The sequence below is a fragment of the Streptomyces krungchingensis genome (assembly GCF_054729265.1).
Genome location: NZ_JBPUKY010000001.1, coordinates 3,234,587 through 3,253,656, shown reverse-complemented (window position 1 = coordinate 3,253,656; position 19,070 = coordinate 3,234,587). Strand labels below are relative to the sequence as shown.

14 protein-coding genes are annotated in these 19,070 nt (G+C 72.5%); 10 read left to right on the top strand and 4 right to left on the bottom strand.

Annotation, left to right across the window (positions count from 1 at the left end):
* Positions 1–54 precede the first annotated feature (54 nt).
* Both ACSYGO_RS14500 and ACSYGO_RS14495 read right to left on the bottom strand, forming a co-directional pair.
* Positions 55–783: an ankyrin repeat domain-containing protein gene (locus ACSYGO_RS14500; RefSeq protein WP_426675942.1), complete on the bottom strand. Its 729-nt coding sequence runs from the start codon at positions 781–783 to the stop codon at positions 55–57.
* A 92-nt stretch (positions 784–875) separates the two neighbouring features.
* Entirely contained in the window at positions 876–1,772 is an 897-nt protein-coding gene (locus ACSYGO_RS14495; protein WP_345643904.1) for a hypothetical protein, read from the bottom strand.
* A gap of 222 nt (positions 1,773–1,994) precedes the next feature.
* On the opposite strand from ACSYGO_RS14495, the gene ACSYGO_RS14490 reads away from it, so the two are divergent.
* The 3 genes from ACSYGO_RS14490 (at position 1,995) to ACSYGO_RS14480 (ending at position 6,547) form a co-directional block, all read left to right on the top strand.
* Positions 1,995–2,777 carry a S1 family peptidase gene (locus tag ACSYGO_RS14490; protein WP_095933635.1) on the top strand — a complete coding sequence of 261 codons (783 nt, stop codon included), beginning with the start codon at positions 1,995–1,997 and terminating at the stop codon, positions 2,775–2,777.
* 110 nt (positions 2,778–2,887) lie between these two features.
* Positions 2,888–3,361: a GNAT family N-acetyltransferase gene (locus ACSYGO_RS14485; protein WP_426675943.1), complete on the top strand. Its 474-nt coding sequence runs from the start codon at positions 2,888–2,890 to the stop codon at positions 3,359–3,361.
* A gap of 105 nt (positions 3,362–3,466) precedes the next feature.
* Positions 3,467–6,547, top strand: a complete 3,081-nt coding sequence (locus tag ACSYGO_RS14480) for an endo-alpha-N-acetylgalactosaminidase family protein (RefSeq protein WP_460386822.1) — start codon at positions 3,467–3,469, stop codon at positions 6,545–6,547.
* Here ACSYGO_RS14480 and ACSYGO_RS14475 read toward each other — a convergent pair.
* A complete protein-coding gene (locus ACSYGO_RS14475; RefSeq protein ID WP_426675945.1) occupies positions 6,433–8,253 on the bottom strand; it encodes a glycoside hydrolase family 35 protein in 1,821 nt (606 codons plus the stop codon). The genes ACSYGO_RS14480 and ACSYGO_RS14475 overlap by 115 nt on opposite strands.
* A gap of 96 nt (positions 8,254–8,349) precedes the next feature.
* On the opposite strand from ACSYGO_RS14475, the gene ACSYGO_RS14470 reads away from it, so the two are divergent.
* The 6 genes from ACSYGO_RS14470 to ACSYGO_RS14445 all read left to right on the top strand — a co-directional run bounded on the left by ACSYGO_RS14470 (position 8,350) and on the right by ACSYGO_RS14445 (position 16,149).
* Entirely contained in the window at positions 8,350–9,234 is an 885-nt protein-coding gene (locus ACSYGO_RS14470; protein ID WP_432176593.1) for a helix-turn-helix domain-containing protein, read from the top strand.
* Between the two features lie 11 nt (positions 9,235–9,245).
* A complete protein-coding gene (locus ACSYGO_RS14465) occupies positions 9,246–9,590 on the top strand; it encodes a chorismate mutase (protein WP_095933631.1) in 345 nt (114 codons plus the stop codon).
* A 193-nt stretch (positions 9,591–9,783) separates the two neighbouring features.
* Positions 9,784–10,323, top strand: coding sequence for a response regulator (locus tag ACSYGO_RS14460; RefSeq protein WP_426675947.1), 540 nt, complete (start codon positions 9,784–9,786; stop codon positions 10,321–10,323).
* 106 nt (positions 10,324–10,429) lie between these two features.
* Positions 10,430–12,919, top strand: coding sequence for an aminopeptidase N (gene pepN / locus ACSYGO_RS14455; RefSeq protein ID WP_432176592.1), 2,490 nt, complete (start codon positions 10,430–10,432; stop codon positions 12,917–12,919).
* A gap of 426 nt (positions 12,920–13,345) precedes the next feature.
* On the top strand, positions 13,346–14,734 hold the full coding sequence (locus tag ACSYGO_RS14450; RefSeq protein ID WP_460386821.1) for a pyridoxal phosphate-dependent decarboxylase family protein: 1,389 nt from the start codon (positions 13,346–13,348) through the stop codon (positions 14,732–14,734).
* Entirely contained in the window at positions 14,731–16,149 is a 1,419-nt protein-coding gene (locus tag ACSYGO_RS14445) for a lysine N(6)-hydroxylase/L-ornithine N(5)-oxygenase family protein (protein WP_460386820.1), read from the top strand. The genes ACSYGO_RS14450 and ACSYGO_RS14445 overlap by 4 nt, the downstream gene beginning before the upstream one ends.
* Positions 16,150–16,269: 120 nt before the next feature.
* On the opposite strand, the gene ACSYGO_RS14440 is transcribed toward ACSYGO_RS14445, so the two are convergent.
* Positions 16,270–18,072 carry a bifunctional metallophosphatase/5'-nucleotidase gene (locus ACSYGO_RS14440; RefSeq protein ID WP_460386819.1) on the bottom strand — a complete coding sequence of 601 codons (1,803 nt, stop codon included), beginning with the start codon at positions 18,070–18,072 and terminating at the stop codon, positions 16,270–16,272.
* A gap of 138 nt (positions 18,073–18,210) precedes the next feature.
* On the opposite strand from ACSYGO_RS14440, the gene ACSYGO_RS14435 reads away from it, so the two are divergent.
* Positions 18,211–18,933, top strand: coding sequence for an SIMPL domain-containing protein (locus ACSYGO_RS14435; protein ID WP_460386818.1), 723 nt, complete (start codon positions 18,211–18,213; stop codon positions 18,931–18,933).
* The last annotated feature ends 137 nt before the right edge of the window (positions 18,934–19,070 follow it).

Below are 19,070 nucleotides of genomic sequence, written 5' to 3'. Positions count from 1 at the left end.
CCGGTCGCGGCGGCCGGCCGCGGTGCACGGAGCGCCGCCCGTCCTCGACGCCCGCTAAGGGCCTTCCAGGAGGGCGGCGATCTCTGCGTGGCCCGTGTCGCGGTCGTCGCCGGCGAAGGGGTGGCCCTGCGCGTCGAGGAGCTGGACCTCGACGACCGTCCGGCCGTCCTGCCGGGAGAGGTGGGTGGTGGAGGGGTGTCCCGCGCCGTGGGTCAGGGCCAGCCCCGCGAGGAGCTCGGCCGCCACGTCCAGGGTGAGCTGGCGGCGGGCCTCCGCCAGTGCCGCGCGCCTGGACCCCGCGCCCCGCGCGAGAAGGGCGCGGACGCAGCCGGGGGAGCCCCGGTGGGCGGCGGCCACCAGCGGCGCCTCGCCCTGGGGGCCGGGCCGGTCCGGGTCGGCGCCCGCGGCGAGGAGGGCCTCGGCCACCGCGGAGTGGCCGCGCCTGAGCGCCCAGGTGAGGGCGGTGAATCCGAAGGCCTCCACCGTGTCGGGCCCGGCCCCGGCCGCCAGCAGTGCGCGCACCACCTCGGTGTGCCCGCCGCAGGCCGCGCCGCACAGCGGGGCGTCGCTGCCCTGGCTCAGCCGGTCGGGGTCGGCCCCGGCCACGAGCAGCAGCCGTACGATGCCGGGCTGATCGCTGACCGCCGCCAGGTACAGCGCCGTCTGACCGTCCTCGTCCACCGACTCGGGGCTCGCTCCGGAGCGCAGCGACCGTACGACCGCGTCCTCGTCACCCTCGTACACAGCGGTGAGGAGACGCGCCGCGGGGTCGTTCGTGCTCATCCTTCGACCCTCGCGCGCGAAGGAGGCGCGAGGCAAAGGCTTTTGAGGTGTTCTGTCTCACCCCTCGCTCGTCCTCGCACGCGACTCACCCGTCACGTGTCGCACTCCAGCACCGTCCTGCACAACGTGCAGCGGGCCCGTACCCGGCCGCGTACCGGGACCCTGATCCGCTGGTGGCAGGTCGGGCAGGGGAAGGAGACGCGCAGGGGACCCCGGCTGTCGGGCGTGAAGGAATAGGGGGCGCCGGGCCGGTGGGCCGAGGAGTGGTGGTCCTGGGCGTACCGGCGGTCCTTGGCGTAGCGGTGGCGGCCCGCCCAGCCGGCCGCGGTCAGCGGCGGCTGCTGCTCGTCGCGGCGGGCCTGTGCCATGCCCTTGGTGTACGCCGTGTAGGCCTGCGGGCTGGTGAACCAGACGGAGGGGTCCTCGCCGAAGAGGAGGGCGCGTTTGGCGAGGACGTACCCGAACTCCTCCGGGGTGAGGTAGCCGAGCTTCTGCGAGGACGCCGCGTCCTCCCGGTAGGCGTCGAGGAGGAGCCAGCCCGCGCCCAGGTAGGCCGCGGCCGTGTCGGTGAGGATCTCGTTGTCGCGGGTGCCGGGGAAGGAGAGGTCGAGACGGTGCAGATAGACGTGCATCACCTCGTGGGCGAGCGCGGCCCCGATGTCCCTGCGGTGGGTGCGGAAGCGGTCGTTGAGGTCGACGAAGTACTCGGGTCCCGCGGCGAGCTCGACGTTGGCCGCGTGGGTCATCTCGCGGAAGCCGATGATCATCCGGGCGTCGGGCAGCCGGTAGTGCCGGACCATCTCGCGGGCCACGCGCTGCGCGCCGAGGTGCAGGTCGTCGGTGTCGGCGAAGGCGACGTCGGCGGGGGCGACGCTGGCCGCGAACGTGTGGATCGTGTCGTACGAGAGCCGTCTGTAGAGCGCGGTGATCGACGCCCGCACCGTGTCCAGATGCGGGTATCCGTGCTCGACGGGACCGCCGTTCGCCACGTCCGCACCCCCTGAAGACGCCGGAACCGACTTCCACTCTAAGCGGGGTTCCCTCCCGGTGACGGGGGGGTGCGCGGGCGCCCGGAGCCGCGTCTGGCCGGAATCCGGCCCTTGCCCCTGCCGTGCCCGGGTCCTCATAATCCGCACAGCTTGGCAGGAGCATGCCAGGACATTTCGGCGTGCCTTCCGCCCGGCGTTCAACCCCCCACGAAAGGAAGCGCGTTGAAGTCTCTCAAGAAGCACGGCGTCATCAGAAGACTGCTCACCGTCGCCGCGGTGGCGCTCGCCGCCGCGTCCCTCCAGCCGCTGTCCGCCCAGGCCGCCCCCGCGCCCGTGGTCGGCGGGACCCGCGCCGCCCAGGGCGAGTTCCCGTTCATGGTCCGCCTGTCCATGGGCTGCGGCGGCGCCCTGTACACCAAGAGCATCGTCCTGACCGCCGCGCACTGCGTGGACGGCTCGGGCAACAACACCTCCATCACCGCCACCGCCGGGGTCGTCGACCTGCAGAGCAGCAGCGCGATCAAGGTCAAGTCGACGAAGGTGCTCCAGGCGCCCGGCTACAACGGCAAGGGCAAGGACTGGGCCCTCATCAAGCTCGCCAGGCCGATCGAGCAGCCCACCCTGAAGATCGCCACCACCACGGCGTACAACAACGGGAACTTCACCGTCGCGGGCTGGGGTGCCACCCGCGAGGGCGGCGCCCAGCAGCGCTACCTGCGCAAGGCCACCGTCCCCTTCGTCGACGACGCCACCTGCCAGCGGGCGTACGGCAGCGATCTCGTCCCCGGTGACGAGATCTGCGCCGGGTTCGTCCAGCAGGGCGGGGTCGACACCTGCCAGGGCGACTCCGGCGGGCCCATGTTCCGCAAGGACGACACGGGCGCGTACATCCAGGTCGGGATCGTCAGCTGGGGCCAGGGCTGCGCGGAGCCGGGCTACCCCGGCGTCTACAGCGAGGTCTCCACGTTCGCGGCCGACATAGCCCGCGCGGCGTCCGGGCTGTAACCGTCGCCGCACCTCGTGCGGTGCGGGCGCCCGCGACCAGGTCGCGGGCGCCCGTCCGGGAGCGAAAAAGCGTTCGGCCACCGCCCCCTCGCGCTGCGATACTCCCGGCCATGACCGCCCAGCAGCCCACCGGCCACGCCCAGCAGCCCGCCGCCACCGCGTCGTTGGAGGTGGGAGCCAAGGACGCGGCCCTGGAACGGCGGCTCGACGACGAGCTCACCGCGTTCAACGCGGAGGCGACCGGAGCCGGCACACCCCAGCCGCTCTCGGTCCGCGTCACCGACGAGGCGGGGGACCTGGTCGGCGGACTGACCGCCTGGGTCTGGGGAAGCTGCTGCGCCGTCGACATGCTCTGGGTGCGCGAGGACCAGCGGCACGCCGGCTGGGGCAGCAAACTGCTGAGGGCCGCCGAGGAGGAGAGCGCGCGGCGCGGCTGCACCGAGGTGATCGTCTCCTCCTTCACCTTCCAGGCCCCCGACTTCTACCGCGGACACGGCTACCGCGAGACGGGCCGCACGGAAGGCATCCCGGGCGGCCATCAGGACGTGCACTTCCACAAGGAGCTGAAGGCGCCGGTCGGTTAGTCCAACTCCTCTCCCTCCTTTGTCCATGGGCACGTTCACCTCACCCGGCGCAGGCTGACGGCACCGATCGCAGCCCCCAGGAGGAGTGCCTTGCAGCCCTCAGCCATGCCCTCGCCCGCATTCGCCCCCACGCGCCGCGCGGTCGTCGCGGCGGGCGCCGCCGCCGGAGTCGGGGCCGCACTCGGCGCGGCCGGTCCGGCCTCCGCCGAGGCCGCCGCCCCCGGTGCGGACCTCGTCCTGCGCTCCCGCGCCCTCGACGTCCGGGTCGCCGCCGGATTCCCGCGGATCGTCTCCTACACCGACCGCGCGACCGGCGCCGTCCTGCACGCCCAGGAGGACGAGGTCACCTCCGTCCTCGTCGACGGCACCGAGCGGACCCCGACGGTCACCGCCACGGCCGGCGGCGACACCGTCGCGTACCGCCTCGTCTTCGACGGCGGCACCACGATCGACGCCGAGATCGCCGTCACGGACCGGCGGGTGACCTGGCGGATCACGAAGATCACCGAGACCGCCGCGCTGCCCGTCGGCACCCTGCGCATCCCCGGCCTCGCCCTGCTCTCCGTCCGCAGCGACCAGCCCGGCGCGCAACTCCTCGCCGCCCGGATCCAGTTGGACAAGTCCAAGAGCGGTGACACGCTCGTCACCCCGGCCCGCGACACCCCGGCGGAGGCGGCGACCGGATGCGCGTACGCCGTCGTCGCGCACCATGGCCTCGCGGGCGCCGTCGAGACCAACACGGTCTACGACAAGCCCGACAGCACCAGCTCGTGGGAGAACGGCCGGCTGTGGCGGCAGACCGTCCGCAAGGAACCGGCGGACGGAGCCGACGGCTACGTCAAGGCCCAGCTCGTCCCCGGCGAGTGGACCCACCGGGCCGCGACGGCGACCGACACCGAGCCGCTCCCGTACGCCACCGTGATCGTCACCGGCGACCGCAACGGCGACGGCGTGATCGACTGGCAGGACGCCGCGATCGCCTTCCGGGACATCATGGTCGACCCGCTCGGTGCCGACGGCACGTACCGCCGCGTCGTGCCGCACATCCCGTTCAACTTCGCCTCCCAGGCCACCCATCCGTTCCTCGCCACCCTCGACGACGTCAAGCGGATCTCCCTGGCGACCGACGGGCTCGGGCAGTTCACCCTTCTCAAGGGCTACCAGTCCGAGGGGCACGACTCCGCCCATCCCGACTACGCGGGCAACCACAACAAGCGGGCCGGCGGCCTCGCCGATCTCAACACCCTGGTCGCCGAGGGCAGGAAGTGGAACAGCGACTTCGCCGTCCACGTCAACGCCACCGAGTCCTACCCGGTCGCCCACGCCTTCTCCGAGACCCTGGTCGACAGGACCAATGAGCAGTGGGACTGGCTGGACCAGTCGTACCGGATCGACCAGCGGCGCGACCTCGTCTCCGGCGACATCGTCAAGCGCTTCGCCGACCTGCGCGCGGAGACGCACCCGGCCCTCAACTCCCTGTACATCGACGTCTTCCGCGAGTCCGGCTGGACCTCGGACCGCCTCCAGCGCGCGCTGCGCGAGCAGGGCTGGCACGTCACCTCCGAGTGGGGTCACGGCCTGGAGCGCTCCAGCCTGTGGTCGCACTGGGCGACCGAGACGGACTACGGCCCGGACACCTCGCGCGGGATCAACTCCCGCCTCATCCGTTTCGTCCGCAACCACCAGAAGGACGTCTTCGCCGACAAGTGGCCCACGCTGCTGGGCATCGCCCGCATGGGCAACTTCGAGGGCTGGACCGGCAAGACCGACTGGAACTCCTTCTACGCGCTGATCTGGACGCACTCCCTGCCCGCCAAGTACCTCCAGGCCCACCCGATCAGCACATGGGGCGAGCACACGATCACCTTCTCCGGGCCGGGCGGCACCTCGGTCTCCGACGCGGACGGCGTACGCCGCATCACGACCGACGGCCGGCTCGTCTACGACGGCGGCGCCTATCTGCTGCCCTGGGACCCGAAGAAGCCCACGAAGCTCTACCACTACAACCCGGCCGGCGGCAGCGGCGCGTGGCGGTTGCCGCGCGACTGGGAAGGCCTCTCCCGGGTCGCCCTGTACCGGCTCACCGACCAGGGCCGGGTGTTCGTCGCCGACGTCCCCGTGCGCGACGGCCGGATCACGCTCGACGCCGAGCCCGCCCAGCCGTACGTCGTGTACCGCACCCGCGTGGCCCAGCCCCCCGCCCCCCGCTGGGGACAGGGCACCCCGCTCTACGACCCCGGCTTCAACTCGGGCTCCCTGAAGGGCTGGACGGTCAGCGGCCCGGCCTCAGTGGTGCGCAGCGACCTCGGGGACCACGAGCTGGTGATCGCCCCCGGCGGGGCCGCCACGGTCTCCCAGCGGCTCACCCGCCTCAGGCCCGGCCAGTACGCCGCGTCCGTGCAGGTCGAGGTCGGCGAGAGCGCCGACGGCACCCGCAGGGCGTCCCTCCGGGTCCGCACCGCCGACGGCGTCACCGCAGCCAACTGGACCGAGACCTCGACGGCGGGCAACTTCGTCGCCGCCGACCGCAAGCACGGGACCCGTTTCCAGCGGATGTTCACCTGGTTCACCGTGCCCGAGGGCGGCGGGCCCGTCGAGCTCGCCCTGTGCGCCGAAGCCGGGCAGGCACGGGTGCGGTTCGACAACGTCCGCGTCGTGCCCGCCCGGCGCCCGGCCAAGCCCGGGACGCTGGTCTTCGAGGACTTCGAGAACGTCCCGCAGGGCTGGGGCCCCTTCGTGAAGGGCGACGCGGGCGGGTCCACCGACCCGCGCACCCACATCGCCCAGCGGCACGCGCCGTTCACCCAGCGGAGCTGGAACGGCAAGGCGATCGATGACGTCGTCGACGGCTCCGAGTCGCTCAAGTCACGCGGCGAGAACGACGGTCTGGTCTACCGGACCGTGCCGCACACCGTCCGGTTCGCTCCGGGGCACCGCTACCGGGTCTCGTTCCGTCACGAGAACGAGAAGGCCGGGCAGTACGCCTGGATCACCGCCGTCGACCGGGGAGCGACGACGACCGAGCTCGAACGGACCGCCCTCCCCGTCGCCACCGAACCGACTCTGCACTCCTACGAGTTCACGGCGCCCGCCGACGGCGAGGCCTGGGTGGGGCTGCGCAGTACCGGGGACGACGGCACGGCCGAGTTCGTGCTCGACTCGTTCGAGGTGAGCGAGGCCGGCTGAGCGGCCGCCTCCAGCTCCAGCACCCGCACCTCGTTCACCCCCTCCCGCAGCACGGGACCGGGCACGTACAGCGCGTGCTGCGGGCCGACGGACCAGTAGCGACCCAGACAGAAACCGTTGACCCACACGAACCCCCGGGTCCATCCCGGGAGTTCGAGGAAGGCGTCCCCGGCGCCGCGCACCTCGAAGGTGCCGCGGTACAGGCCGGGGGCGCCGCCCGGGGGAAGCGGGCCGAACGGCACCCCCGCCACGTCGTCCAGCGCGTCCAGCCGCAGCCCCCGCGCCCGCACACCGTGCAGATACTGCCGCTCGTGCAGCACGCCCCCGGTGATGCCCTTCGGCTCACCCGTGCGCGGCCCGTAGTTGACCCGCCCCAGGGACTCCACCCACAGCTCCACCCGGGCGGGCCCCGCCACCGGCTCCTTCAGCTGTGCGGAGTCCTCGCCGAGCACCCCGGCCGCCACCCCGTCGACGTACACCACGGCCAGGTCGCGCAGCCCGCGCACGGTCAGCGGGTACGGCTGCCGCGGGCCGGGCACGTTCACCTCGTACTTGACCAGCCCCTGGCCGACGTCCAGGTCCTCGAACGTGGGCGGCACCGCGTACTCGCCCCCCGCGCCACCGAGCGTCTCCAGCAGCGTGTCCCGGGAGGCCCACTCCCCGAGGACGACCGGTGTGGCGGCACCGAGCGTCCCGGGGGCCGGCGGCACGTCCGGCAGCGGCCCGTCCGCGTAGGCGGCTAGGATCTCCCGGAACCGCCAGAACTTCTCCGTGGGGCGGCCCAGTTCGTCGACCGGTGCGTCGTAGTCGTACGAGCTGACGTCCGGCTCCAGCGGCCCGTCGTGCAGCGCGCCACCGCCCCGGTTGGCGCCCGCCCAGCCCGCGAAGCTGGTGCCGCCGTGCGCCATGTAGAGGTTGACCGAGGCACCGCACTCCAGGATCTCCCGCAGGGCGTCCGCCGCGTCTCCGGGATCGCGCACCACGTGCTCGGCGCCCCAGTGGTCGAACCAGCCGCACCAGAACTCCATGCACATCAGCGGACCCGTCGGCCGGTGCCGGCGCAGCGTCGCGAAGGCCTCCCGGGCGTGCGAGCCGAAGTTCGCGGTGGCCAGGACGCCGGGGACCGAGCCGCCGGTCAGCATGTGGTCCTCGGGGCCGTCCGAGGTGAACAGCGGGACGCTCACGCCCGTGGCGCGCAGCAGATCCGCGAGCCGGCGCAGATACACCTGGTCGGAGCCGTAGCTGCCGTACTCGTTCTCGACCTGCACCATCAGCACCGGGCCGCCGCGGTCGATCTGCCGGGACACGACCTGGGGCAGCAGCCGCCGGAACCAGCGCTCCACGTGCCCCAGGTACTCCTCGTCGCGGGTGCGGAGCCCGCCCGTCAGCCAGTGCGGCAGCCCGCCGTTGTCCCACTCCGCGCAGATGTACGGCCCGGGCCGCACGATCGCCCACAGCCCGGCCTCGGCGACCGCGTCCAGGAAACGGCCCAGCTGCTCCACGTCCCGGAAGCCGCCGGGGCGCGGCTCGTGGAGATTCCACGGCACGTACGTCTCCACACAGTTCAGCCCCATCGCCCGCAGCATCCCCAGGCGATGCGCCCACTGCTCCTCGTGCACCCGGAAGTAGTGCAGCGCGCCGGACAGCAGCCGCACCGGGCGGCCGTCCAGCTGGAAATCCGTGTCCCCCACCGTGAACTCGCTCATGGCCCCCACGATCAGCCCTGGCGGCAGTGGCGTCCATGGACAAAGATCGTCGCTGATTGGACGCAAGAGGCGGCCGGACAGGCGGGAGGAAAGCGGATGTACCACACCTGGATGCGCTATTTCACCCCCGGCCCCGTCCATCACCGGCTCGGCCTCGCCTGCCTCGGCGTCGGCCTCCAGCACGGCGAGCTGCCGGCCGTCGGCCCCCGCACCCTGGACCACCACGTGGCCGTCGTGATCGGCGCCGGCAGCGGCTGGTACCGCACCCCCGACGGACACCGCCATCCCGTCACCGCGCCCGCCCTGATCTGGCTCACCCCCGGGGTGCCGCACCACTACGGGCCCGACCCGAGCTGGGACGAGTGCTTCGTCGACTTCACGGGACCCGCGGCAGCCACGTACACCGAGCTCGGCTACATCGAGCCCGGCCGGCCCGTCGTGCCCCTCTCCGACGCGGCCGCCGCCCGCGCCGTCGTGGGCCGCATCGCGCGCGCCGCCCGCCGCGGCAACCCCCTGCTGGAGGTGGAGACGGGCGCGGCCGTCCACGAGCTCCTCGTCGCGCTGCGCCGCGCCCGCGCCGACCTCGCCCCCGACGGCGACGAGGTCCTCCAGGCCCTCGCCCGCGACGCGTTCAAGGCGATGTCCGTCGCCGACCACGCCGCCCGGCACGGTATGACCCCCGCCGAACTGCGCAGCGCCGTGCGCCGCGGCGCCGGTTGCAGTCCCAAGGACTACCTCCTCGGCATCCGCCTGGGACGCGCCAAGGAACTCCTCGCCGCCACCGAACTCCCGGTCGCCGCCGTCGCCCGCCGCGTCGGCTACGACGACCCCGCCTACTTCTCCCGGCTGTTCACCCGGCGCGTCGGCATGGCTCCCGTCCGCTTCCGGGCCCAGCAGGGACGGACCGTCCCCGGTGGCTGGAGCGACCGGATACCCGACCCCGACGATCCGCCCATGATCGAGCGGCCGCAGGCCACGTAGGGTGGGACCTCATGACCACGAGCAAGCCCCAGGAAGTCGACCCCGCCGTCAGCGCCGAACTCGCCCGGCTGCGCGACAGCATCGACAACATCGACGCCGCCGTCGTGCACATGCTCGCCGAGCGCTTCAAGTGCACCCAGCAGGTCGGACACCTCAAGGCCGCCCACCAGCTGCCGCCCGCGGACCCGTCCCGCGAGGCCCAGCAGATCGAGCGGCTGCGCAGGCTGGCCGAAAGCGCCAAGCTGGATCCGGCCTTCGCCGAAAAGTTGCTGAATTTCATCATTGCCGAGGTCATCCGGCACCACGAGCGCATCGCGGACGACGCGGGAGGCGCCGCGGCGGACGCGGGGGAGTGACACCGGGCGGTCCGAGCGTGCATCCTGCCTGAACACTCCGTGCCGGGTACACGCCGGGCACATGCCGGGAACAAGAGCACGCGCCGAACACACGCCCAGCACGCCCTGCCGGGCACGCGCTGTCAGGCCACGGGCGCAGCCCGTGAGTCCGTACGGGCATAAGCTGTACGCCCAACCGAGGGGACGTCGGGCCATGCCGTCGGATGCCAAGATCCTCATCGTCGACGACCACAAGGACACGCTGTACGCCCTGGAGAGCGCCCTGGCACCGCTGGGCTACGAGGTGGCGCGGGCCACCAGCGGCGACGAGGCGCTCAAGGAGGTCCTGCGCGGCCAGGTGGGGCTGCTCCTGCTCGACGTGCGCATGCCCGGCGTCAGCGGCCTCGACGTGGTGCGCTACATGCGCCGGGTGGAGCAGACCCAGCACATCCCGATCATCCTGCTCACCGGCTTCGGCCCCGACGCCGAACTCACCTCCACCGCCTTCGGCCTCGGTGTCGCCGACCTCCTCATGAAACCCGTCGACCCCTGGGCGCTGCGCACCAAGGTCCGCTACCTGTTCGACAGCCACCGGCGCCACCAGGCCCTGGAGGAGGAGCTGCGCGAACTGCGCGCACAGGCCAGGGGCGCCACCCCGCGCGCCGCCGGCCCGGTCCTGCCCCGCCCGGACACCCGCTTCCCCGTCCAGCGCGAGCCCCGCAACGGCACACTGGAGCAGGGCCGCACCCCGTAGGGACCCGCTCCGCGGGAGGAGGACCGCGCGGTGGAGCGGTGGGGTGCATATGCCGCGTACCGGACCACCTCTGTGCCCTGTCGGAGCCATCAGGCAGCATGTCCTCATGTCCGTACTGACGCGCGACGAAGCGCAGACCCGTGCCAAGCTCCTCGACGTCCACCACTACGGGATCGAACTCGACCTGACCCGCGGGGACGAGACCTTCGACTCCCGGACCGTCATCCGGTTCACCGCCCGCGCCGACGCGGACACCTTCGTCGAGCTGAAGCCCGCCGAGCTGCGCTCCGTCACCCTCGACGGGCAGCCGCTCGACCCGGAGACCCTGGCCGAGAACCGGCTGCCCCTCAAAGGCCTGACCGCGGGCGAGCACGAGCTGCGCGTCGACGCCGTCATGCGCTACTCCCGCACCGGCGAGGGCATGCACCGCTTCACCGATCCCACCGACGGCGAGACCTACCTCTACACCCAGCTGTTCATGGAGGACGTGCAGCGCGTCTTCGCCGCCTTCGACCAGCCCGACCTGAAGGCCGTCTTCGAGCTGTCCGTCACCGCCCCCGAGGGCTGGACCGTCCTCGCCAACGGCGTCACCGAGCACCTCGGCAACGGCCGCTGGACGGCCGCCCCCACGCCGCTGGTCTCCACGTACCTCGTCGCCGTCGCCGCGGGCCCCTGGCACTCCGTGCGCACCGAGCACCGCGGCCTCCCCTTCGGCATCCACTGCCGGCGCTCCCTCGCCCCGCACCTGGACGCCGACGCGGACGAGATCCTCGACGTCACCCGCGCCTGCTTCGACCGCTACCACGAGAAGTTCGACGAGCCCTACCCCTTCGACTCCTACGACCAGGCGTTCGTCCCCGAGTTCAACGCCGGCGCCATGGAGAACCCCGGGCTCGTCACCTTCCGCGACGAATTCATCTACCGCTCCGCCGTCACCGACACCGAGCGGCAGACCCGCGCCATGGTCATCGCCCACGAGATGGCCCACATGTGGTTCGGCGACCTCGTCACCCTGCGCTGGTGGGACGACATCTGGCTGAACGAGTCCTTCGCCGAGTACATGGGCTACCAGACCCTCACCGAGGCCACCCGCTTCACCGACACCTGGACCGACTTCGGCGTCGCCCGCAAGTCCTGGGGCTACGACGCGGACCAGCGTCCCTCCACCCACCCCGTCGCCCCCGACCCGGACGCCGTCCCCGACACCGCGTCCGCCATGCTCAACTTCGACGGCATCTCCTACGCCAAGGGCGCCTCCGCCCTGCGCCAACTCGTGGCCTGGCTCGGCGAGAAGGACTTCCTCGCCGGCATCAACACCCACTTCGCCCGCCACAAGTTCGGCAACGCCACCCTCGCCGACTTCATCGACAACCTCGCCTCCGCCACCGAGCGCGACGTGCACGCCTGGGCCGACTCCTGGCTGCGCACCACCGGCGTGGACACCCTCGTGCCCACGATCACCGCGGCGGCCGACGGCGGCCACACCCTCACCGTCGAGCACCGCGGCAGCCGCCCGCACCGCATCGCCGTCGGCCTCTACGACCCGGACCTGTCCGACGGAGGCCGCCTCACCCTCCGCGAGCGGCTCGAACTGGACGTCCCGCAGGCCGAGCCGGTGGCCATCGGCAAGCGGCCGGCCCTGCTCCTCCTGAACGACGGGGACCTCTCCTACGCCAAGGTCCGCTTCGACACCGAGTCGTTCCGGGCCGTGCGCGGCTCCCTGTCGGCCCTGCCCGACCCGCTCACCCGCGCGGTCGTGTGGAACGCCCTGCGGGACGCCGTGCGCGACGGCGAACTGCCCGCCATGGCCTATGTCGAGGCCGCCCGCGCCCACCTCCCGCACGAGACGGACCTCGCCCTCGTCCAGGGCGTCCTGTCGTTCGCGGCCGCCCAGGTCGCCGACCGGTTCGTGTCCGCGGAGGAGCGGCCCGCCGCGCTCGCCGGCCTCACCGACCTGTGCCGCGACCTGATCCGCCGCACCGAGGACGGGTCCCACCCGGGGCTGCGCCTGACCGCCGTACGCCACTTCATCGACGTCGCGGCCCACCCCGACACCATCAGTGCCTGGTTCTCCGAGGGCACCGTGCCCGGCGGCCCGGAACTCGACCCGGAGCTGCGCTGGCGCATCCTCGGCCGGCTCGCCGTGCTCGGCGCCGTCGACGACGCCGTCATCGACGCCGAACTCGTCCAGGACCCGAGCGCCACCGGCCAGGAGGGCGCCGCCCGCTGCCGGGCCGCGCTGCCCGACCCGGAGGCCAAGCGCAGGGCGTGGGAGGAGATGTTCACCACCGACGACCTGTCCAACTACCTGTTCACCGCAACCGCCCAGGGCTTCTGGCAGCCCGAACAGGCCGAGCTCGTAAGGGAGTACGTCGAGCGGTACTGGCCGGACGCGGTGGCCGTCGCCGCCCGCCGCGGTCCCGCGATCGCCGAGGCGGCGGGACGCTGGGCGTTCCCCGTGCACGCGATCTCCGACCGGACGCTGGCGCTGGGCGAGGCATGTCTGCGGGACGCCGAGCCCATTCCGGCGCTGCGGCGCAAGCTCGCGGACCAACTCGACGATCTCGCACGGGCGCTGCGGGTCCGCGAGGCCTGATCCCGGGCGATCCGTGCCCGCCCTCCGAGGGCGGGCACGGACGTCTCGTTTCCGGGCGCGGCGCCGGACGTGCCGCGCCCCGGGTGCCGGACGTGCCGCTTCCCGCCCCGTCCGGAACCTGAGGCGCGCCGAGCACCGGGCGAACCGGGGCGGCGGGGCGTGCGGGCGGACCGGGGCGGCTGGGCGTGCAGGGCGTGCGGGCGGACCGGGGCGGTGGGGTGCGCAGGCCCCTCGGGCGGACCGGGGCGGCGGGCGCGTACGGTCTGGGAGCGGACCGCGGCGCGTAGCACCCCGGCCGCCCCGACACATTTCCTCCGCACGGCAGTACCCCCTTTCGGGTCGGATCGTTGTCCCATACGGGCGCGCCGACCCGAAATGCGTACACCCTGGGAATCGCCCCGCCGCGCGCCCACCGGAGGACACCCCATGAGCACGCCGCCCCTCGCCTCAGGTCCCGAAGGTCCCGGCGTTCTGCGGCCACTGCTCGACGCCGTCCTCGACGCCCTGCGCGAGGGCGCGGCGTTGCGCGGGGGCCCGCTGCCCGCCGGGGGCCCGGAGGCGGTCGCGCGGCACGTGCGCGACGCGGTGGGCGAGGTGCTGCCCCGGGAGGGCCGCGACGACGCCCTGCGCGTCCTGGTGCGCGCCCTGGCGGCAGGCGCGGCCGACCCCGCCGACCCGCTGTGCGCCGCCCACCTGCACTGCCCGCCCCTCGCCGTCGCGGCCGCCGCCGACCTGGCCGCCACCGTGCTCAACCCGTCGCTGGACTCCTGGGACCAGGCGCCGGCCGCCTCCGCGCTCGAAGCCCTCGTCACCGCGGCCCTGGCCGCGGAGGTCTACGCGGGCGCCGACGGGCCGCCCGGACGGGCCGACGCCCTCGTCACCACCGGCGGCACCGAGTCCAATCAACTCGCCCTCCTCCTCGCCCGCGAGGCCCGCGGGGGCGTGCGGCTGGTCTGCGGCGCCAACGCCCACCACTCCCTGCACCGTGCCGCATGGCTGCTCGGCCTGCCCGAGCCCGTCGTCGTGCCCGCCCCGGCCGGCACCATGGACCCGGCCGCCCTCGACGAGGCGCTCACCGAACTCCCCGGCCCCCGCGGCTCCCTCCTCGTGGCCGCCACCGCCGGCACCACCGACGCCGGACTCCTCGACCCGCTGGCCGACATCGCCGACCTGTGCGCGGCGCACGGCGCCCGCCTCCACATCGACGCCGCCTACGGCGGAGGTCTCCTCTTCAGCGACCGGCACCGCGCGCGGCTCGACGGGCTCCACCGCGCCGACACCGTCACCCTCGACCTGCACAAACTGGGCTGGCAGCCGGTGGCCGCCGGACTCCTCGCCGTACGGAACGCGAGCGACCTCGCCGTCCTGGGGCACAGCGCCGACTACCTGAACGCCGACGACGACACCGAGGCCGGCCTCCCCGACCTCCTCGGCCGCTCCCTGCGCACCACCCGGCGCCCCGACATCCTCAAGATCGCCGTCACCCTCGCCACGCTGGGACGGGCCGGACTCGGCGCGCTCGTCGACCAGGTCTGCGCGCATGCCGCCGAACTGGCCGACCTGATACACGCACATCCCGGCTTCGAGCTCTACGACCGGCCGGTCATCAGCACGGTCCTGTTCCGGCCCGCGGGCGCCTCCGACGCCTCCGTCGCCGCGGTGCGCCGCGTCCTCCTGCACGAGGGCCGCGCCGTCCTCGGCCGCGCCGCTCTCGACGGCCGCCTCTGGCTCAAGGTCACCCTCCTCAACCCCCACACCCGGCCGGGCGACCTGGCCACCCTCCTGAAACTGGTGGAAGGACACACATCGCGATGAGCCAGACGCCCAACCCCCCGCGTCCCGCCGCCGAAGCACCCCGCGACCTGGTGGGCATCGGCATCGGCCCCTTCAACCTCTCCCTCGCCGCCCTCGCCCACCCCCTGGCCGAACTCGACACCGTCTTCTACGAACAGCGCCCCGGCTTCGACTGGCACCCCGGCCTGCTCATCGACGGCGCCACCCTCCAAGTCCCCTTCCTGGCGGACCTGGTGACCCTCGCCGACCCGGCGAACCAGTGGTCGTTCCTCAACTACCTCAAGGACCGCGACCGCCTCTTCCCCTTCTACTTCGCCGAGCGCTTCCACATCCAGCGCGCCGAGTACGACGCCTACTGCCGGTGGGTCGCCGACAGCCTCCCCGGACTGCACTTCGGCCACCAGGTCGACGCCGTTCGCTGGAACCCCGAACGCGCCCTCTTCGAGGTCGACTTCAGCCGGCTCGACGCCGACGGGGAGGCCGAGGCGCTGGGCCGCTCGTACACGCGCAACATCGTGCTCGGCGTCGGCACCGCCCCGCACATCCCCGACCCCCTCAGACCCCTGGTCGAAGCACCCGGCGTGCCCGTCATCCACGCCGCGGACTACCTCCAGCACCGGGAGCGGTTCCTCACCGCCGAACACATCACCGTGATCGGCGCGGGACAGTCCGGTGCCGAGGTCTTCCTCGACCTGCTGCGCAACCGCCCCGCCGGACGCGAGAAGATCCACTGGCTGGCCCGTACCGAGGCGTTTGCGCCCATGGAGTACTCCAAGCTCGGCCTGGAACACTTCACACCCGACTACACCCGCTACTTCCACGCCCTGACCGAACCGGTCCGCGACCGGCTCGTCGCCGCGCAGTGGCAGCTCCACAAGGGCATCGACGCCGACACCATCGCCGCCATCCACGACGAGCTCTACCGCCGCACCCTGCACGGCGGCTGGCCCGACGCCGTCCTCACCCCCGCCGTCACCGTGCGCACCGCGGGACGGGTCGCCACCACCAAGGTCGAACTCCACCTGGAACACGTCCAGCAGGGCGCCCGTTCCCGGCTCACCACCGACGCCGTCGTCCTCGCCACCGGCTACCGCGAACGCCCGCTCGGCCGCATCCTCGCCGGACTCGACCCCTACCTGCGCCGTGACAGCGCCGAGCGCCCCCGGATCGACGACCACTTCCGCCTCGTCCTCGACCCCTCCGTCACGGGCCACCTGTACGTCCAGAACGCCGAACTCCACACCCACGGTGTCGGTGCGCCCGATCTCGGTCTCGCCGCCTGGCGCAGCGCCACCATCCTCAACTCCCTCACGGGCAAGGACCCCTACCCGCTGCCCGGTCGCACCGCCTTCACCACGTTCGGACTGGAGCAGCAGCACGTCCCGGGTGCGCGCCGGGACGAGCTGACGCTCACCCCGCTCGTCGACGGGCGATAGGCCGGGGCGCCGCCCGCCCGCCGGAAGACCGACGGCGTCGGCGCGGAGTTCCGCGCCGACGCCGCCGGCCGGCAGGAAGCCCGAGAACGGGCCACCCGGGGTGAGGACAGGCCTCGTGGGCTAGAAGACGGGCGTGCCGTTCCGCGTCAGCTTCCAGTCCACCGAGGCGAACTCCTTCGGGTCCAGCGTGCCCTTGGCGGTCACCCACTCGGAGATCCGCGTACGGATCTCCGTCGACTCCGACCACACCTCGGTGGCCGACGCGACGTGCGGGAAGGCGCCGCCGCCGTTCGCGCGGTAGTTGTTCACGGCGAGCACGAACTGCTGGGCGTCGTCCAGCGCGGCCCCGTTGTAGGTCAGGTTCTTGATGCGCGAACCGGCCGCCTGCGCGACGTCGATGTCGTACTGGAGCCCCGACACGTAGTCGTAGTTGTAGTCGGGGCGGTTGTTCGCGTTGGTGAGCTTCTCCACGTCGACCGGCGCGCCGGCCGCGGTCTGCACGAAGTACTCCGCCGAGTACTCCAGGTACGCACGGATCTGAGCGCCGGTCATCACCTTGGCGACCAGGGTGTTGTCGTACACGTACAGGCTCGACAGGTCGCGGATGGTCACCTCGCCGGCCGGGATCTCCGAGGTCCGCGAGAACGGCGACGCCTGCGCGATCACGGGCAGCGAGGCGTACGAGGTGCCCGCCAGCGCCGCCTTGACCACGTCCTCCTGCACCTTGGTGATCAGGTCGATGATCGGGGCGTCCTTGTAGCGCGCCTCGACCGTCGTCAGGGTGTCGGTCGCCGTGCCGACCACCTGGTTGACGTACTCCACGACCGCCGCGTGCTCGTCCTTCAGCAGCTTGGTGATCTTCGGGTCGTCGGCGACCGAGTTCGAGTTGCGGACCGACGACGCCACCGACTCGACCTGCCACCGGCCCTTCTCGAAGACCAGCTCGATGTCGAACACGGACAGCCGCTCCGCGAAGGCCAGGGGCTCCGACAGGACGACCGTCTTCCCGGTGGCGGTGTTGGTGACCTTCAGCTCGGGGATCTCCACGTGCGCGTGGCCGACCAGGATCGCGTCGATGCCCGGCACCTGCTGGGCCACCAGGGCCGCCGAGTTCTCGACGTAGGGCAGCTGGTCACCGTACGAGGAGGTGCCGGAGGAACCGGAGTGCGCCGACACGACGACGACGTCCGCGCCCATGGAGCGCAGCTTCGGCACCCACTTGGCCGCCTGCTCCTCGAGGCCGGGGAACGTCAGCTTGCCCTGCACGTAGGCCTTGTCCCAGATCGCGATGCCCGGGTTCGTCAGACCGAGCACGGCCACCTTCACCGGCGCGGCACCCGGCACGTGGAACGTCTTGATGAAGTACGGCGGGAAGGCGGGCTTCTGGGTCTTCGCGTCGAGCGCGTTGGCGCCGAGCAGCGGGAAGTGGCACTGCGACTCGAACTTCCGCAGCGTCTCGATGCCGTAGTTGAACTCGTGGTTGCCGAGGGCCGCCGCGTCGTAGCCGATCGCGTTCATCGCCTGCGCCATCGGGTGCACCGGACCGCCCTTGGCGGTGATCGGGTCGACCTTCGCGTAGTAGTACGTCAGCGGGGTGCCCTGAATGGTGTCGCCCGCGTCGAGGAGGAGCGTGTTGCAGCGGCCCTTCTCCTCGCGGATCTGGTTCACCAGCGTCGAGATCCGGGACAGGCCCTGGGCGTTGCCCGCCGCGTCCTTGTACTTCGCGTCCTTGAAGTAGTCCCAGTTGAAGACGTGGCCGTGCAGGTCCGTCGTGCCCATCACCGTCAGGGAGTACCGCTTGGGCTTCTTGCCGCCCTTGGTCTCGGCGGCCTGCGCCGCCGGAGCCGCCGCCGTACCGGCGAGCGCGACGCCCGCACCCGTCACGGCGGACTTCTTGAGGAACTTCCTGCGGTTCAACGGCATGTCTGTGGCTCCTAGGAAATGGGTCGACGACGCGCGTAGATTCTGGCCCACGCGTCACGGCGGCAACAGGTCCGTGAGGTTTCTTTCTGATGACCTGTGGGCGCCACAACCGGCCGCCTCGGTGACAGAGTGGGACGTATGGCCCCCAATGCAGACTCCACCCCGGAAGAACCCCAACTCGCCGTCCCGTACAGGACGCCCGAGTCCCCGCGCATCGCCGTGCGCGGCGAGGCCCACCTGGAGGTCGACCCGGAGATCGCCCGGATCGGCGTCACCGTCGCCGCGCGCGGCAAGGACCGGCAGGAGGCGCTCGCCGACCTCACCCGCCGCAACGCCGCCGCACTCGACCTGGTGAAGTCCTACGGCGACGCCGTCGAGCGCGTGGAGACCGGCGGGTTCTCCATCGCCCCGGAACTGACCCGGCACGGCCGCGGCGAACGCGTCCACGCCTACGTCGGCCGTGTCCGGATCGACGCCGAACTCACCGACTTCACCGCGCTCGGCGAGCTCACCACACGACTGGCGGACCTCCAGATCACCCGTGTCGACGGCCCCTGGTGGGCCCTGCGCCCGGATTCGCCCGAACACCGCAGGGCCAGGCAGCAGGCGGTCCGCGAGGCCGTGCAGCGCGCCCGCGAGTACGCGGAGGCACTCGGCACCACCCTTACGGCCCTGGTGGAACTGGCGGACATCGGCGCGGAGAACGTCCAGCCGTACGGTCTCGCCGGCGCCGCGCGCTCACGGTCCGTGTACGCCGCGTCCGCGGACGAGGAAGCCGCGCCCCTCGACCTCGAACCGCAGCGCCAGCACGTCTACGCCCAGGTCAACGCCCGCTTCACGATGGCGCCGCCGCGGTTGTGACCGCCGATGGTCCGGTATTTCGAATAGAGGGGCGACGGATCCCTCGAATTGTTCCGGGGCGCTTCCGAATGCTCATCGGAGCGCCCCGGCGCACAATTCAACACTTGTCAATAACGCTTCACGCAAGCGTTGTTGAG

Bases quoted from the DNA above. Each gene is read 5' to 3' on its own strand.
- ACSYGO_RS14500 (WP_426675942.1), bottom strand. From the start codon at position 783: ATGAGCACGAACGACCCCGCGGCGCGTCTCCTCACCGCTGTGTACGAG.
- ACSYGO_RS14485 (WP_426675943.1), top strand. From the start codon at position 2,888: ATGACCGCCCAGCAGCCCACCGGCCACGCCCAGCAGCCCGCCGCCACC.
- ACSYGO_RS14480 (WP_460386822.1), top strand. From the start codon at position 3,467: ATGCCCTCGCCCGCATTCGCCCCCACGCGCCGCGCGGTCGTCGCGGCG.
- ACSYGO_RS14475 (WP_426675945.1), bottom strand. From the start codon at position 8,253: ATGAGCGAGTTCACGGTGGGGGACACGGATTTCCAGCTGGACGGCCGC.
- ACSYGO_RS14470 (WP_432176593.1), top strand. From the start codon at position 8,350: ATGTACCACACCTGGATGCGCTATTTCACCCCCGGCCCCGTCCATCAC.
- ACSYGO_RS14465 (WP_095933631.1), top strand. From the start codon at position 9,246: ATGACCACGAGCAAGCCCCAGGAAGTCGACCCCGCCGTCAGCGCCGAA.
- ACSYGO_RS14460 (WP_426675947.1), top strand. From the start codon at position 9,784: ATGCCGTCGGATGCCAAGATCCTCATCGTCGACGACCACAAGGACACG.
- pepN (WP_432176592.1), top strand. From the start codon at position 10,430: ATGTCCGTACTGACGCGCGACGAAGCGCAGACCCGTGCCAAGCTCCTC.
- ACSYGO_RS14450 (WP_460386821.1), top strand. From the start codon at position 13,346: ATGAGCACGCCGCCCCTCGCCTCAGGTCCCGAAGGTCCCGGCGTTCTG.
- ACSYGO_RS14445 (WP_460386820.1), top strand. From the start codon at position 14,731: ATGAGCCAGACGCCCAACCCCCCGCGTCCCGCCGCCGAAGCACCCCGC.
- ACSYGO_RS14440 (WP_460386819.1), bottom strand. From the start codon at position 18,072: ATGCCGTTGAACCGCAGGAAGTTCCTCAAGAAGTCCGCCGTGACGGGT.
- ACSYGO_RS14435 (WP_460386818.1), top strand. From the start codon at position 18,211: ATGGCCCCCAATGCAGACTCCACCCCGGAAGAACCCCAACTCGCCGTC.